Annotated in this window: 10 protein-coding genes and 1 pseudogene; 5 read left to right on the plus strand and 6 right to left on the minus strand. The window is 72.9% G+C overall.

The window, feature by feature from the left end:
- Positions 1 to 148: 148 nt before the first annotated feature.
- The 3 genes and pseudogenes from ABZ385_RS25850 to ABZ385_RS25860 form a co-directional block, all read right to left on the minus strand.
- Positions 149 to 1,426: pseudogene (locus ABZ385_RS25850) on the minus strand (glycoside hydrolase family 27 protein); the annotation flags it as partial.
- A gap of 278 nt (positions 1,427 to 1,704) precedes the next feature.
- Entirely contained in the window at positions 1,705 to 1,896 is a 192-nt protein-coding gene (locus tag ABZ385_RS25855) for a CsbD family protein (protein WP_358579302.1), read from the minus strand.
- A 76-nt stretch (positions 1,897 to 1,972) separates the two neighbouring features.
- Positions 1,973 to 2,371, minus strand: coding sequence for an STAS domain-containing protein (locus ABZ385_RS25860; RefSeq protein WP_358913432.1), 399 nt, complete (start codon positions 2,369 to 2,371; stop codon positions 1,973 to 1,975).
- 286 nt (positions 2,372 to 2,657) lie between these two features.
- Here ABZ385_RS25860 and ABZ385_RS25865 point away from each other — a divergent pair, with 286 nt between their 5' ends.
- Positions 2,658 to 3,713: an NUDIX domain-containing protein gene (locus ABZ385_RS25865; RefSeq protein ID WP_358913434.1), complete on the plus strand. Its 1,056-nt coding sequence runs from the start codon at positions 2,658 to 2,660 to the stop codon at positions 3,711 to 3,713.
- 22 nt (positions 3,714 to 3,735) lie between these two features.
- On the opposite strand, the gene ABZ385_RS25870 is transcribed toward ABZ385_RS25865, so the two are convergent.
- Positions 3,736 to 5,091 carry a dipeptidase gene (locus ABZ385_RS25870; protein WP_358579295.1) on the minus strand — a complete coding sequence of 452 codons (1,356 nt, stop codon included), beginning with the start codon at positions 5,089 to 5,091 and terminating at the stop codon, positions 3,736 to 3,738.
- Between the two features lie 134 nt (positions 5,092 to 5,225).
- Here ABZ385_RS25870 and ABZ385_RS25875 point away from each other — a divergent pair, with 134 nt between their 5' ends.
- Entirely contained in the window at positions 5,226 to 6,428 is a 1,203-nt protein-coding gene (locus ABZ385_RS25875) for a geranylgeranyl reductase family protein (protein ID WP_358579293.1), read from the plus strand.
- A 91-nt stretch (positions 6,429 to 6,519) separates the two neighbouring features.
- On the opposite strand, the gene ABZ385_RS25880 is transcribed toward ABZ385_RS25875, so the two are convergent.
- Both ABZ385_RS25880 and ABZ385_RS25885 read right to left on the minus strand, forming a co-directional pair.
- Positions 6,520 to 7,080, minus strand: a complete 561-nt coding sequence (locus ABZ385_RS25880) for a carboxymuconolactone decarboxylase family protein (protein ID WP_358698924.1) — start codon at positions 7,078 to 7,080, stop codon at positions 6,520 to 6,522.
- A gap of 82 nt (positions 7,081 to 7,162) precedes the next feature.
- A complete protein-coding gene (locus ABZ385_RS25885) occupies positions 7,163 to 8,617 on the minus strand; it encodes a CoA transferase (RefSeq protein WP_358579289.1) in 1,455 nt (484 codons plus the stop codon).
- A gap of 175 nt (positions 8,618 to 8,792) precedes the next feature.
- Here ABZ385_RS25885 and ABZ385_RS25890 point away from each other — a divergent pair, with 175 nt between their 5' ends.
- The 3 genes from ABZ385_RS25890 to ABZ385_RS25900 are packed head-to-tail and all read left to right on the plus strand — an operon-like array spanning position 8,793 to position 15,248.
- Positions 8,793 to 9,056, plus strand: coding sequence for an acyl carrier protein (locus ABZ385_RS25890; RefSeq protein ID WP_358579287.1), 264 nt, complete (start codon positions 8,793 to 8,795; stop codon positions 9,054 to 9,056).
- Positions 9,057 to 9,081: 25 nt separating this feature from the next.
- The gene (locus ABZ385_RS25895; RefSeq protein ID WP_358913436.1) at positions 9,082 to 13,671 is read left to right on the plus strand and encodes a beta-ketoacyl synthase N-terminal-like domain-containing protein; all 4,590 of its coding nucleotides are present in this window, start codon (positions 9,082 to 9,084) and stop codon (positions 13,669 to 13,671) included.
- Complete coding sequence (locus ABZ385_RS25900) at positions 13,668 to 15,248, plus strand: long-chain-fatty-acid--CoA ligase (RefSeq protein WP_358579282.1); 1,581 nt, start codon at positions 13,668 to 13,670, stop codon at positions 15,246 to 15,248. The genes ABZ385_RS25895 and ABZ385_RS25900 overlap by 4 nt, the downstream gene beginning before the upstream one ends.
- Positions 15,249 to 15,289: the final 41 nt, after the last annotated feature.

The following is a 15,289-nucleotide window of genomic DNA, read 5'->3' on the forward strand; positions in this document are numbered from 1 at the left end:
GCCAGAAACAAGCCCGCATCAGTCACTACAAACGGCGCGGACACAGTCCCTGAAACTGCCCAGCAATCAGCACAAACACCGTTGCAGTACTAGGGCGTGTTTCGAAAGTAGCGTCGCCAGGCAGACGGGACTTTCGAAACATGCCCTAGCCCAGTTCGACGGCCGGCGGGTGTTCGGCCCGCTTGCCGTGGGCCGTCGCGCGCAGCAGCACGGTGCCGTGCGCGGGGACCGTCGCCGAGATCCGGCCCGCCGTGCGGGAGCTCTTGTGCCGCCACAGGTCGCGCAGCGTGTACGCGGGGGCGTCGGGGAGGCCGACCGCCTTCGCCGTGGTGGAGATGGTCCGCGCGGTGCCGCTCTCGTTGAAGAGGGCGACGGCGCGGCTGCCGCCCCTCAGCTCCTTGACGACGACCCAGCGGCCGTTCTCGGCGGAGAGGACCCTCCCCTGTCTGCCCAGCGGGTCCTGGTCGACGGCGACGACTTCCTTGTTGCCGAGGATCTCGAAGGTCTTCGGGGAGGCCTTGCGCAGGTCGGAGCCGATGAGCAGCGGCGCGGCCATGATCGACCACATCGAGAAGTGCGTGCGGTACTCGGTGTCCGTCATGCCTCCGTTGCCGACCTCCAGCATGTCCGGGTCGTTCCAGTGGCCCGGGCCCGCGTACGCGTCGAGCGGCAGGTTCTGCTTCATGATCGAGACCATGGAGGCCCAGTTGTCGCTGATGTCACCGGTGGTGCGCCACAGGTGGCCGACGTTCGCGGCCCACTCCCACGGCTTGTTCTCGCCCCATTCGCAGATGCTGTAGACGATGGGCCTGCCGGTCGCCCTCAGGGCGTCCCGCATCGCGGTGTACCGCTTTTTGGCGTCCACGCCCTGGTTGTTGCAGTTGTCGTACTTGAGGTAGTCGACACCCCACTCGGCGAACTGCCGCGCGTCGCCGCGCTCGTGTCCGAGGGCGCCGGGGAAACCGGCCTCGTTGCAGGTCTTGGTGCCCGCGCTGGTGTAGATGCCGAACTTGAGGCCCCTGGCGTGGACGTAGTCGGCGACGGCCTTGATCCCGTGGGGGAAGCGCTTGGGGTCCGGCACCAGTTCGCCGTCGGCGTCGCGCTGCGGCAGCGCCCAGCAGTCGTCGATGTTGACGTACTGGTAGCCGGCGTCCCTCAGACCCTTCTCGACGAAGATGTCCGCGATGCCCTTGACCATCGCCTCGTCGAACTCGGCCCGGCAGTGGGTGGAGTTCCAGTTGTTGAAGCCCATGGGAGGTGTGGCCGCGAGGCCGTCGGGGAGCCGCGCGGAGGGCTCGGCGGCGGACGCGCCGGCCGTATCGTGCGCGAAGGCCGGGGCGGCGAGGCTCCCGGCACACAACAGGGCGGCGACGAGCGGGCCGACCACTCTTCGGTGGCGGGCGGCGGGGGACGGGAGCTGACGCATCGTTACGTTCCTCCGTACGTGCGGAAGACGCCGGGGACGGCGTGCTGCTGGGCGCGCGGCCGCCAGAGCCGCACTCCTACTCTTCGGGGGCCTTCTCCCACCGCAAGAGCCCCTGTGCGGAACAAGCACACGAACAGGCCAAGCGGGGCCGGGCAGCGCAGCGCCCCCACCCGGACCTCGGGCAGGGGCGGAACACCTGCGTCACCGCACTGGAACCGCGGTTCGATGCGGCTGCGAGTACGCCCTCACTCCTACGGGGGCGTACCGCGGAACTGGGGCTAGGAGTCGTCGCGCTTCAGCGAGTCCTTCATGCCCTTGGCCTTGTCGCGGGCGGAGCCCATGGCCTTCTTGGCCTCGCCCTTGGCCTGGTCCGTCCGGCCCTCGGCCGCGCGCCGGTCGTCGCCGGTGGCCTTGCCGGTCATCTCCTTGGCCTTGCCCTTCAGCTTGTCCATGCCGCCCTTGTCACCCATGGCTGCTCCTTGTGTCCTGATCCGTCGCCGGGGGCTTACCCGGCCAACGTAAGACGAAGGGGCGCGCCGCGCTCGCTCAAGCGTCGCGCTGCGTCACCTCGCCGAGGGCGGCCAGCGCCGCGCCGACCGTCGGCGCGGGGCGCAGGAGCCCGATGAGGTGGGTGAGGCGCAGGATGCGCAAGGTCAGCGGATGGGCGCACACGACGCCGAATCGGGCGCCTCTCTCGCTCACCCGCCGGTGAACCCGCACCAGCAGGGTGAGGCCGGAGCAGTCGAAGAAGTGGACCTCGCTCAGATCGACGAGCACGATCGGTTCCGGTCCCGAGGCCACCGCGTCGATCAGCGGAGCTATCCGCCGACAGCCGGCGAGGTCGATCTCGCCGTGCAACTCGACCACGATCGCGCGGTCGATCTCGTACACGCGCGGTGGGGTGTGTTCCTCGCACGCGTATTCACTCAGTTCGTCCTGCCGCATTGATCCCCCCAGCGCCGACGCCGACCTTCGTGGGGGCGGCGCGGCGGAATGCCAGTTCTCTCGGGTGCACCGGGGACTGGGGCGCCTCGTGCTCACGCTAGCGGTCAGCGGCGCACCCTGGAGTGCGGGAACGATTCACGAAAAGCCGACATCACGCGATCAGGTGAAACTGAGGCGAGTCGCTTGACAGATGGTTGGGCCGTGCGCACTCCTCATCTATCAACCCTTGGTTTCCGTGACAGGGTGTCGCGGGCAAGCCACAGGGGCCAACGGAAGAGGGGGAACCGTGATCGTCTGGATCAACGGCGCGTTCGGTGCGGACAAGTCCAGCACCGCACGGGAACTGATCGAGCTGATCCCGAACAGCACACTCTTCGACCCGGAAGTCATCGGCGGCACACTGCCCGGCCTGCTGCCGCCCAAGCGTCTCGCCGAGGTGAGCGACTACCAGGACCTGCCGATCTGGCGCCGCCTCGTGGTCGACACGGCGGCCGCGCTCCTCGCCGAGGTGGGCGGCGTCCTCGTGGTGCCGATGACACTGCTGCGCCAGGAGTACCGCGACGAGATCTTCGGCGCTCTCGCCTCCCGCAGGATTCCCGTGCGGCACATCCTGCTCGCCCCGGACGAAACGATCCTGCGCGAGCGCATATCCGGCCGCGAGGCACCGCCCCACCTGCCCGGCCGCGGCGACCCGCGCCCATGGCCGGGCGACCACATCGAGCCCTACCGCGCCGCGCTCGCCGGCTGGCTCGGCGCCGACGCGCACCGCGTCGACACCAGCGCCCTCAGCCCCCGCGAGACCGCCGCACGCCTCGCGGACGCCGTGCGCACCGGCTCCGCGCCCGCCTGCGACATCGTGCAGACACCCGAGCCCACCGCGGAGACCGTCGCCGCCGGGGTGCTGCTCTTCGACGAACAGGACCGGGTCCTGCTCGTCGACCCGACGTACAAGGCGGGCTGGGAGTTCCCCGGCGGCGTCGTCGAGCCGGGCGAGGCGCCCGCGCGCGCCGGCGTGCGCGAGGTCGCCGAGGAGACCGGCATCCACCTCCGCGACCCGCTGCGCCTGCTCGTCGCCGACTGGGAGCCGCCGAAACCGCCCGGCTACGGAGGGATGCGGTTCCTCTTCGACGGCGGCCGGCTCGACAGCGCCGACGCCCACCGCGTGCTGCTGCCCGGCCCCGAGCTGCGCGGCTGGCGCTTCGTCACCGAGGAGGAGGCCGCCGGCCTGCTGCCCGCCGTGCGCCACGAACGGCTGCGCTGGGCCCTGCGGGCACGCGAGCGCGGCGCTCCGCTCTACCTGGAGGCGGGTGTCCCCCTGGACGGAAGCCCGCCCAGGGGATAGGAGACCGCCCCGGGGACGGCCGTCAGCTCGCGGCGTACTTCCGCAGGAACAGCGCCTCGGCGACCGAGAGGCGCTCCAGCTCCTCGGGCGACACGCTCTCGTCGACCGCGTGGATGCGCGCCTCGGGCTCGTTCAGCCCGATCAGCAGGATCTCCGCGCTCGGGTAGAGCGACGCGAGGGTGTTGCACAGCGGGATCGAACCGCCGTGGCCCGCGTACTGCATCTCCTGGCCCGGGAAGGCCTCGCTCATCGCCTCGGCCATCGCCGCGTACGCCGGGCTCGTGGTGTCCGCCCGGAAGGGCTGGCCCTGGCCGATCTGCTCGGTGTGCACCCGGGCGCCCCACGGTGTGTGCGCCTCCAGATGGGCCTGGAGCAGCTTCGTCGCCTCGGCGGCGTCCACGCCCGGCGGCACGCGCAGGCTGATCAGCGCCCGCGCGCCCGCCTGCACGGACGGCGTCGCGCCGATCACCGGCGGGCAGTCGATGCCGAGCACGGTGACGGCCGGGCGCGCCCAGATCCGGTCGGAGACCGTGCCCTCACCGATCAGCCGGACACCGTCCAGGACGTGGGCGTCGCCGCGGAAGGCCTCCTCCTCGTACTGCAGGCCCTCCCAGACCGCGTCGCTCGTCAGACCGTCGATCGTCGTCGAGCCGTCCTCGGCGCGCAGCGAGTCGAGGACCCGCACCAGCGCCGCGAGCGCGTCGGGCGCCGCGCCGCCGAACTGCCCCGAGTGCAGGTTCCCCGCCAGGGTGTCGACACTGACGCGTACGAGGGTCATGCCGCGCAGCGACACCGTCACCGTCGGCAGGCCCACCCGGAAGTTGCCCGCGTCACCGACGACGATCGTGTCGGCCGTGAGCAGCTCGGGGTGGCTCTCCGCGTACCGCTCGAGGCCGCCCGTGCCCTGCTCCTCCGAGCCCTCCGCGATCACCTTGACGCTCACCGGCACGCCGCCGTTCGCCTTCAGGGCGCGCAGGGCGAGCAGGTGCATGATGACGCCGCCCTTGCAGTCGGCGCTGCCCCTGCCGTACCAGCGGCCGTCCCGCTCGGTCAGCTCGAACGGCGGGCTGGTCCACGCGGCCTCGTCCAGCGGCGGCTGCACGTCGTAGTGCGCGTACAGAAGGACCGTCGGCGCGCCCTCGGGGCCCGGCAGGAAGCCGTACACCGACTGGGTGCCGTCCGGGGTGTCGAGCAGCGCGACGTCCTGGAAGCCCTCGGCGCGCAGCGCGTCCGCCACCCAGTTCGCGGCGGCCTCGCTCTCGCTCCTCGGGAACTGCTCGAAGTCCGCCACCGACTTGAAGGCCACCAGTTCGGTGAGCTCCGCCTTCGCCCTCGGCATGAGTGAGGCGACGGTCTCGGCGATCGGATGCGGCGACATGGGCACGCTCCTCGTGGTGCGATGGTGTGCGTGTGGGTGGAGGTGATCCTCCCACAGGAGGGGCGCGAAGGGCTCGGCCGTAGGATGCCTGGGGAAAGCGCGGCCAACAGCGGGATCAGGAGCGGTAGACCAACGTGAGCAGCGAGAACTCAGCGGACGACGCCCGGTACGTGTGGGACGTCGTCGTGGTCGGGGCCGGCCCGGCGGGGGCCTCGGCGGCCTACGCGGCAGCCGTCGCGGGACGCAGCGTGCTGCTCCTGGAGAAGGCCGAACTCCCGCGGTACAAGACGTGCGGCGGCGGCATCATCGGTCCGTCGCGCGATTCCTTGCCGCCCGGCTTCGAACTGCCGTTGCGCGACCGGGTGCACGCGGTGACGTTCTCCCTGGACGGGAAGTTCACGCGTACCCGCCGCTCCCGGCAGACGCTCTTCGGGCTCGTCAACCGGCCCGAGTTCGACCAGCGGCTCGTCGAGCACGCCCAGAAGGCGGGCGCCGAGCTGCGCACCGGCGTCACCGTCGCCCGCGTGGAGCAGCACGGGCCCGAGGTGCCCGACCGGCGGACCGTCGCCGTCGTGCTCCAGGGCGGCGAGACCGTCCTGGCCCGCGCCGTGGTCGGCGCCGACGGCAGCGCCAGCCGGATAGGCGCGCACGTGGGCGTCAAGCTGGACCAGGTCGACCTCGGCCTGGAGGCCGAGATCCCGGTGCCCGCGACCGTCGCCGAGGACTGGGCGGGCCGGGTCCTCATCGACTGGGGTCCCCTGCCGGGCAGTTACGGCTGGGTCTTCCCCAAGGGCGACACCCTGACCGTCGGCGTGATCTCCGCGCGCGGCGAGGGCGCCGCCACCAAGCGCTACCTGGAGGACTTCATCGCCCGGCTCGGCCTCGCCGGCTTCGAGCCCAGCATCTCCTCCGGGCACCTGACCCGCTGCCGCAGCGACGACTCGCCGCTCTCCCGCGGCCGGGTCCTCGTGTGCGGGGACGCGGCGGGCCTCCTGGAGCCGTGGACCCGTGAGGGCATCTCCTTCGCGCTGCGCTCCGGGCGGCTCGCGGGGGAGTGGGCGGTGCGGATCGCGGAGGCGCACGACGCGGTGGACGCCCGCCGCCAGGCCTTGAACTACGCGTTCGCCGTCAAGGCCGGGCTCGGGGTGGAGATGAGCGTGGGGCGCCGCCTGCTCCAGCTCTTCGAACGCCGGCCCGGCATGTTCCACGCGGCGATCACCGGCCTGCGCCCCGCCTGGAACGCGTTCGCGAAGATCACCCGCGGCTCGACGACGCTGGCCGAACTGGTGCGGACGCATCCGCTGGCGCGGCGGGCCCTGAGCACGCTCGACCGCTAGGCGTGTTTCGAAAGTGGCGTCGTCCGCCCGCAGGGCAGGTAGACGGGACTTTCGAAACACGTTCTAGCTCCCCGGGCGGCGCTGCCGCGGGTCAGTGGTCGTCGTGCATGGTCTGCGCCATGCGCACCAGTTCGTCGCCCTGGGCCGCGTCCACCTCGACGTCCAGGACGGTGCAGACGCGGCCCAGCAGGAAGTAGAAGCCCGCCAGGACGAGGGTCTCGACGATCTGCTCCTCGGTGTAGTGGGCCGCCACGGCCGTGTGGAGGGCCTCGTCCACGAAGGGCGCGGCGGCCGCGGCGGCGGCGAAGCCGAGGAGCGCCCGCTGGGCCGGGGTGAAGACGTCGGCGTCGTACCGCTCGGCGCGCACGGCGGCGCGCTGGGCGTCCGTGACCCCGACGGCCCGTGATATGGGCACGTGCTGCGCCCACTCGTACTCCGCCTCGTAGACGGTGCCGTAGGTGAGGATGAGCAGTTCGCGGTCGACCGCGTCGAGACTGGCGTCGGCGAAGAGCGCGGCGCCCAGCCGGGCGATCTGCGTGACCGACCGGGGGGCGTGGCCGAGCGTCCGGTAGACGTTGATGACGCGCCCCTGGGCCAGCGAACGCAGCGACTCGGGCAGGGCCTCGGTGTCGAGGCAGGGGATACGGGACATGAGAGGGCTCCTCGGGATACGGCAGGGGCACGGCAGGGGTGCGCCGACGGCGCGACAGGGGCGCGACAGGGGGCGCGGGGTGTCAGGACGCCACGTCGTCGTACCAGCGGGGCTGTGACGAGCCGCGGGGGACGAGCAGCGGGCCGCGCCAGGCGGGCGGTGTCTCGCTGAGGCTGACCGGCGGCGCCACGAGGGAGAGGTCGCCGAGCGGGGTGGCCCGGGCGATGCGCCTGGGCGAGGGCACCTGGGCCGGCCCCGCGAGCCGCTCGGACTGCTCGCGCGTGAACGTGCCCAGCTCCCAGGCCCAGTTGGAGACACCGGCCAGCGAGACCTTGACCTGGTAGCTGCCGCCCTCGCGGGCGCGGCGCAGGACCGCGCTCATGACGCCGGCGGCGGCGAGATAGGCGGCCAGGTAGTCGTTGAGCATGCGGCCGGGCGGCAGTTGGGGGCGCCCGTCCTGCCGCTCGCTCCAGTTGACGCCGGTCAGGGCCTGGGCGTGCTGGTCGAAGCCGCCGCGCTCCTGCCAGGGGCCACTGTGTCCGTAACAGCGCACCGAGACGTGGATGAGACCGGGTGAGATCTCGGCGCACTCCTCGGGGCCGAGTCCGAGCCGGGCCATCTTGCCCGGCCGGTGGTTGTGCACGAACACGTCCGCGGTGCGCAGCAGGTCCTCGAAGGCACGCCGCCCCTCGCCGCCGGCGGCCAGGGCGAGGCGGGCCGAGCGCAGGCCGACGCCCGTCTCGTTCCAGCACAGGTCGTGGTCGAAGGCGTTCGGCTCGCAGACGTGCAGGACGTCGGCGCCCTGCTCGGCGAGGACCCGGCCGGCCGCGGTGCCCGCGAAGACGTGCGTGAACTGCAGGGAGCGCAGCCCGGACAGCGGCTGGGCGCCGGCCGGCAGCGGGCGCGGCGGGGCGTCGCCCACCCGCTCCACGGACACGAGGGGCTCGGCGAGCACGGCCCGGCCCTGGGGGTGGTCGAGGAACTCCTCCCTGCTGCGCACGATGGCCAGCGGTATCCCCTTGGCGGCCGCCTCCTCCTCCAGGTCCCAGGAGATCCGGCCCGCGATGGCCCGACCGATGTGCTCGCGGGTGTGCGCGGTGCCGAGCAGGTCCAGGAAGGCGTCCCGGGTGTGGGGATAGCAGGCGATCGGGATGGCCCAGCGGTCGTCCGCGGTGCGGTACAGGTCCCACAGGGCGGGGGCGGGGGTGCCGCCGAGGCCGAAGACGCTGCCCATGTTGGAGCCGTAGCCGTTCAGGGTGTTGCCGCCGCCGAGGTAGGGCGTGAGCTGGTGGAGCGCCTGGCCGAGGTCGAGACCCAGCCGCTGCGGGCGGCCCGTCGCGGTACGCCAGATCTGCGCGGCGCCGACGGCGGCGGACAGCAGGGCTATCCCCATCGCCGAGCCCAGGCGCAGCGTGGAGGGCACCAGCGGGTCCCGCCCCTCCACCACCAGTTCGCTCACGGCCTCGGCACGGGACAGACCCAGCGCCTTCAGTGTCCTGTCTAATTCACCGACCAAGTCGAATTCATTTTCATCCATGTCATGGAACATAACACTGATGTGCCATGAATAAACCATCCTCCGGACGTACGTCGGCCATTGCCGCGGGCCATCAGTCGGCTATCAGGTCACTATCAGGAACGGCTGTTTCGATTTTGGTCAGCAGTCGATTCGTAGAGAGGCGGTGGCGTGGGTGTCGCAAGATTTTCCCGCCATGGAGAAGCTGAGGCTCCTGCCGGAGCACGAGCGCCGGGAGCTCGTCGAGGAGCTGGTCGTGGGGGAGTTCAGAAGCGCCCTCTTCATGACCCCGCATGAGGAGTTCCCGCTGGACATGGGCTTCCTGGACCTGGGGCTCACCTCGCTGCGGCTCAGCGAGGTGAAGCTTTCCCTGGAGCGGAAGCTGGACTGCGAGATTTCGACGGCCGCTCTTTTCGGTCACCCGACCGCCGGTCACTTGATAGACCATCTCTGTGCGTGATCAATTTCCTGACCGGAGGGAATAAATGTCGGAGGCATCGCAACCGAACGCGGCCGAGCTGGCCGCCGTACTCGCCGAATTACGAAGCAAGGAGGAAGCGCTCGCCGCCCTTGAACGCGAGAAATACGAACCCATCGCCATCGTGGGAATGGGGCTGCGCGTTCCGGGTGGGAACAACGACGTCGACACCTTCGCGCGCTTCCTGCGCGAGGGCCGCTCGGGCGTCGGGCCGCTGCCGGCCGGCGAGCGCCGCCAGATGGCCCCGGACGGCGGCGCGGCCCACGAGGACGGCGCCGGTGCGTCCGGCGAGGCGGGGGACGACGCGGCGGGCGGAGCCGAAGACGGCGACTGGCCGCGCGGCGGCTTCATCCACGACGTCGACCGCTTCGACGCCGCCTTCTTCTCGGTGTCCCCCAAAGAGGCCCCGTACATCGACCCGCAGCAGCGGCTGGCCCTCCAGACGGCCTGGGAGGCGCTGGAGCACGCGGGCGTCGACCCCACCTCGCTGCGGCACGGCGACACCGGCGTCTTCATGGGCGTCACCACGCTCGACTACATCTTCGAGTCCACCGACCTCGCCCCCGCCGACCTCGACGGCTACCTCGCGCCCGGACTGACGCACAGCGCGGTCTCGGGCCGGCTGTCGTTCTTCCTCGGGCTGCGCGGCCCGTGCATGACCGTCGACACCACCTGCTCCTCGTCGCTGACGGCCACGCACCTGGCCGTGCAGGCGCTGCGCGGCGGCGAGTGCGGCATCGCGCTGAGCGGCGGCGTCAACGTCATCCACAACGCGCACAACCACACCATCCTGTCCCTGGGCGGGGTGCTCGCCTCCGACGGCCAGTGCAAGACCTTCGACGAGCGCGCCGACGGCTACGCCCGCGCCGAGGGGTGCGGGGTGCTGGTCCTCAAGCGGCTGTCCGACGCGCGCCGGGACGGCGACACCGTCCACGCCGTGATCCGGGGCTCCGCGGTCGGCCAGGACGGCGAGAGCGCGGGCCTGGTGGCGCCCAACGGCGCCGCGCAGGAACAGGTCATGCGCTCCGCCCTCGCCCGCTGCCGCCTGACGCCGGGCGACATCCAGTACGTCGAGGCCCACGGCACCGGCACCGCGCTCGGCGACCCCACCGAGATGGACGCCATCAGCGACGTGTTCGCCGAGTCGCACACCAAGGCCGCGCCCATGGTGGTGGGCTCCCTGAAGACCAACATCGGCCACATGGAGGGCGCGGCCGGCGTCGGCTCGATCATCAAGGCGGTGCTCCAGCTGCGGGAGAAGACGGTCTTCCCGCACCTGAACCTCGTCACCCCCTCCCGGCGCATCGCCTGGGACGAAGCCCCCGTCACCGTCCCCACCGAGTGCCGTCCCTGGCCCGGCACGGGCACCGGGCGCGCCATGGTGAACGGCTTCGGTGTGACCGGCACGATCGCCTCCGTCGTCCTGGAGGAGGCGCCGGCCGAGACCGCCGCGCCCACGCGGCAGGAGACGGCCGACGTACGACCCAGCGCCGTCCTCACCCTGTCCGCCAAGAACCGCACCTCGCTGCGCCGGCTCGCCGAGCGCTACCTCGACCACCTGACCCGGCACCCCGACACCCCGCTCGCCGACCTGTGCCGCACCTCCAACACCGGGCGCGCGCACTTCCGTCACCGGATCGCCGAGGTGGTGGGCGACCGCGACGACACGGTCCGGGCGCTGGACAAGCGGATCGCCTCCCTGGCGGCGGGCACCACGCGCGGCGGGGGCTCGGCGGGCGTCCCGAAGGTGGCGTTCCTCTTCTCCGGGACGGGCACGCAGTACCCCGGGATGGGCGCCGCGCTCTATGCGCAGTACCCGGCCTTCCGGGCCGCGCTCGACGCGTGCGACCGCATCCTGACCCCGCTGATCGGCGTCCCCCTCGGTGAGCTGGTGCGCGGCGGGGGCGAGGCGCCCGAGCGCGTCCACGAGCCCCGCTACCTCCAGCCGGCGCTCTTCAGCCTCGAATACGCGATGGCCAGGCTCTGGCTGTCCTGGGGCGTGCGCCCCTCCGTGCTGATGGGGCACAGCCTGGGCGAGTTCGCCGCCGCCGCGGTGGCCGGGGTCTTCTCGCTGGAGGACGGGGCCCGGCTGGTGGCCGCGCGCGGACGGCTGAGCGAGGCGGTGCGGGACAAGGGCGGCATGGCCGCGGTCGGCGCGCCGGCCGCCGAGGTCGCCCCGCTCCTCGAGGACTGGCCGGACCTGACGATCGGCGCGGTCAACGGCCCCGGGCAGTGCCTGCTCACCGGCGGCGACGACGCGCTGGCCGAGGTGGGCCGGCGGCTCACCGAACGCGGGGTGAAGGTCACCCCGCTGCGCGGCGCCGTGCCCTACCACTCGCCGCTGATGGCCGACATCGTCGAGGAGTTCCGCGCGGTGCTGGACACCGTCGAGTTCCGCACGCCGACCATGGCCGTCGTCTCCAACGTGACCGGCCGCGTGGCGCGCGGGCGCCAGATGGCCGACCCCGAGTACTGGATCAGGCACCTGCTCGAACCGGTGCAGTTCGAGGCCGGCGTACGGGCGGTGGACCAGCGCGGGCGGCACGTCTTCGTCGAACTGGGCCCCTCCGCCGCACTCACCGCGCTGGCCAGGACCTCGGCCGGCGAGGCGGACCACGTCTGGCTGAGCAGCACCTTCCGCGACGACCACGACGGCGACATGATCCGCCGGTCCCTCGCCAAGGCGTACGAGGCGGGCGTGCAGGTCTCCTGGGCCGGCTACCACGACGGCGCTTCGCGGCGCCGGATCCCGCTGCCCTCGTACCCCTTCGACGGCAAGCGGTACTGGCTGCCCACCCCGCGGCGCAAAGCGGCCGAGGCGGCCTGGCAGGCGGAGAAGACCCCCGGCGGCGAACAGGCCGCGAGCGGCGGCCTGTTCTACGAGCAGCACTGGGTTCCCCAGCCGCTGCCCGACACCCGGCGGGAGGGGCGGCGCGTGCTGGTCGCGGGCGACCCGGCCCGGCTGCCGCGCGGGCTCGCCGAGGCGGCCGCCGCGGAGGGTGTCGCCCTCGCCGTGGCCACCGGCCCCACGGCCCTGGCCGAGGCACTGGACGGCGAGCCGCCCACCGACGTGTGCTGGCTGTGGCGCACCGCCCCGGACGACCCCACGGCGGATGGGATGACCGGAGCAGAGCGTCTGCGCGCCGAGTGCGAGGCCAACTACCGCGACCTCCTCGCCGTCCTCGACACCCTGGGCCGCAAGGGCTTCGGCCGCGGGCAACGGCTGTGGCTGGTGGGCGAGGGCGCGCAGCACCTGCCCGGCGACAAGTCCACCGAACCGGCGGCGGCAGCCACCCTGTGGGGCTTCGGCCGGGCCCTCGGCATGGAGTTCCCCGGCTACCGGGTGACCCTCGTCGACCTGCCGCCCGGCGCCGACGGCGCCCCCGCTCTCGTGGGGGAGTGGCTGGCGGCCGGGGAGAGCGAGCTGGAGATCGCCCACCGCGACGGCGGGCGCCTGGTGCGCCGGCTGCGCACGGCCGACGCCGTGCCCGCGGACTCCCGGCCGCTCGCCGTCCGCGCCGACCGCACCTACGTGGTGGCCGGCGGCACCGGCATGGTCGGCCGGGCCCTCGCGCGCCGCCTCGCCGCCCTGGGCGCCCGCCACGTGGCGCTGCTGAGCCGCACCGGCGGCCCCGCCCCCGTCCTCGGTGACGACGTCACGGCGAGCGTCCACGCCTGCGACCTCGGTTCCGCGCCGGACGTCTCACGCGTCCTGGCCGAACTCGCCGAGGAGGCGCCCCCGGTGGGCGGCGTCGTCCACGCCGCCCAGGAGGCCGCCCAGGACCTGCCGCTCGCCCAGCAGAGCTGGGAGAGTCTGGACGCCGTCTTCCGTACGAAGGTCTACGGCGCCTGGCTGCTGCACGAGGCGAGTGCCGACCTGCCCGAGCTGGACTTCTTCCTCGGCTGCTCCACGGCCGGGGCGCTGCTCGGCGCCGCCACCCAGACCGGCGCGGGCGCGGGCAACGCCTTCCTCGACCACCTGATGGCCCAGCGCGCCGGCGCGGGGCTGCCCGCCACCGCCGTCAACTGGGGGCCGTGGGCGCCCCGGGGACCCGGGCGGCAGCTCAGCTCCTCGCTGGTCCGCAGCTGGGAGGGCCAGGGCATCACGCTCCTCGACCAGGACGAGGCGACCGACGCCCTGCCCGCGCTGCTGGACGCCGGGCGCCCCCAGATCCTGATGGGCCACTGCGACTGGAAGCGCTTCGTGGCCCGCAGGGCGCCGAGCGCGCTCTTCGAGGACCTCGTGCCCGGGTGCGCCGCGGCCGGCGCGGGGACCGACGTCGGCGCGCTGGCCTCGGACCCCGGGGCCGCCCGCTCGGCCGGTGTCAACGCGATCGTGCGCCACCGGCTCGCGGACGTCCTGCGCTTCGAGTCGGCCGACGACGTGGAACCCGACGCCGAACTGGCCGCCCTCGGCATGGACTCGCTCAACGCGGTCGAGATCCGCAACGCCCTGGAGGCCGCCTTCCGCATCACGCTGCCGGCGTCCGTCACCTTCGACCGGCCCAGCGTGGACCTGCTCAGCGCCTACATCGAAGAGCTGCTGTCCGGTGCCGAGGCACCGGCGCACGCGGCAGGAACAGGAGCCCACCGATGACCACCTCACCCCGCTCGCGGACGCTTCAGGAAGTGATCGCCCGGCAGGCCGGACTCCGGCCGGACCAGCCGGCCGTCGTCTGCGCGGGCCGGACGCTCACCTACCGGGAACTGGACCGGGAGAGCGCGCTCACGGCCCGGGTGCTGCGCGCGTCCGGCGTCGGCCCCGGCTCCCGCGTGGGCTACCTCGGCAAGGAGGCCGTCGAGTACTGGGAGCTGGCCTTCGCCTGCGCCCGCACGGGCGCGGTCCTCGTCCCCGTCAACTGGCGGCTGACCGCGCAGGAGGTCGACCACATCCTGCGCGACTCCACCACTGAGATGCTCCTGGTCGACGCGGAGCACCTGCCGGTGGCCGCCGAGGTCCGCGAGGGCCTGCCCTCGCTGCGTACGGTGCTGTGCCTGGACGCCGGCGCACCAGAGGCGCAGTCCCTGGCCGCCCGCAAGCGCTCGGTGGCCACCGGTTCGGGCCCGGAGGCCGGGGGCGAGCCGGCGGACGGCGACGAGAACAGCCCCGTCGTGCAGATCTACACCAGCGGCACCAGTGGCCTGCCCAAGGGCGTCGTCCTGCCCCACCGCAGCTTCTTCAACGTCGCCGCGGCGATGGACGACCACGGCCTCGACTGGCTCGACTGGAAGCCCGGCGACCGCAGCCTGATCGGCCTGCCCGGCTTCCACATCGGCGGCCTCTCCTACGGGATGCAGGCGTTCAACGCCGGGGCCACCGTGGTTTCCCTGCCCGCCTTCATCAGCTCCGACGCGGTACGGGTGGTCGCCGAGGAAGGGGTCACCACCGCCATCGTGGCGCCCGCCATGCTGGAGCTGATGCTCGCCGAACCGGCCGCGGGCCGGGGCGCCCTCGCCACGCTGCGCAAGGTCGTCTACGGGGGCTCCCCCATCGGCGAGGAGCTGCTGAGCCGGGCGATCGAGGTGCTGGACTGCGACTTCCTCCAGATCTACGGCAGCAGCGAGACCGGTAACTTCGCCGTCTGCCTGCCGCCCGCCGACCACGTCCCCGGCAGCCCGCGCCTGCGCGCGGCGGGCCGCCCCTACCCGGGGATCGAGGTCCGCATCGAGGACCCCGAGGGCAAGGAGCTGCCCGTAGGGGAGATCGGGGAGATCTGCGTGCGCACCCCGGCCCGGATGCTCGGCTACTGGCGGCTGCCCGAGGCGACGGAGCGCACCGTGGTCGACGGGTGGGTGCACATGGGGGACGCCGGCTGTCTCGACGAGGACGGCTTCCTCTACGTACGCGACCGGGTCAACGACATGATCATCGTGGCGGGCGAGAACGTCTACCCGGCGGAGATCGAGGACGCCCTCGCCCGGCACCCCGCCGTGGCCGGGGCCGCCGTGGTGGGCCTGCCGCACGAGCGGTGGGGCGAGTCCGTGCACGCCCGGGTCGTCCTGGAGCGGGGCCAGGAGGCGGGGGCCCGGGACCTGCTGCTGTTCCTGCGCGGACGCCTCGCGGACTTCAAGATGCCCACGTCCTACGACTTCGCCGAGGCACTGCCCCGCAACCCCAGCGGGAAGGTCCTGCGACGCGCGGTGCGCGACGAACTCGCCGCCGCCAAGGGCTGAGCCGCGGCGCACGACACGGCGGTGGCCCGCCCCCTGACCGA

The organism is Streptomyces sp. NPDC005898, from assembly GCF_040629635.1.
GTDB lineage: Bacteria > Actinomycetota > Actinomycetes > Streptomycetales > Streptomycetaceae > Streptomyces.

Excerpts from the sequence above, each read along its gene's own strand:
- ABZ385_RS25860 (WP_358913432.1), bottom strand. The coding sequence starts at position 2,371 with ATGCGGCAGGACGAACTGAGTGAATACGCGTGCGAGGAACACACCCCA.
- ABZ385_RS25900 (WP_358579282.1), top strand. The coding sequence starts at position 13,668 with ATGACCACCTCACCCCGCTCGCGGACGCTTCAGGAAGTGATCGCCCGG.
- ABZ385_RS25895 (WP_358913436.1), top strand. The coding sequence starts at position 9,082 with ATGTCGGAGGCATCGCAACCGAACGCGGCCGAGCTGGCCGCCGTACTC.
- ABZ385_RS25880 (WP_358698924.1), bottom strand. The coding sequence starts at position 7,080 with ATGTCCCGTATCCCCTGCCTCGACACCGAGGCCCTGCCCGAGTCGCTG.
- ABZ385_RS25855 (WP_358579302.1), bottom strand. The coding sequence starts at position 1,896 with ATGGGTGACAAGGGCGGCATGGACAAGCTGAAGGGCAAGGCCAAGGAG.
- ABZ385_RS25870 (WP_358579295.1), bottom strand. The coding sequence starts at position 5,091 with ATGTCGCCGCATCCGATCGCCGAGACCGTCGCCTCACTCATGCCGAGG.
- ABZ385_RS25890 (WP_358579287.1), top strand. The coding sequence starts at position 8,793 with ATGGAGAAGCTGAGGCTCCTGCCGGAGCACGAGCGCCGGGAGCTCGTC.
- ABZ385_RS25885 (WP_358579289.1), bottom strand. The coding sequence starts at position 8,617 with ATGGATGAAAATGAATTCGACTTGGTCGGTGAATTAGACAGGACACTG.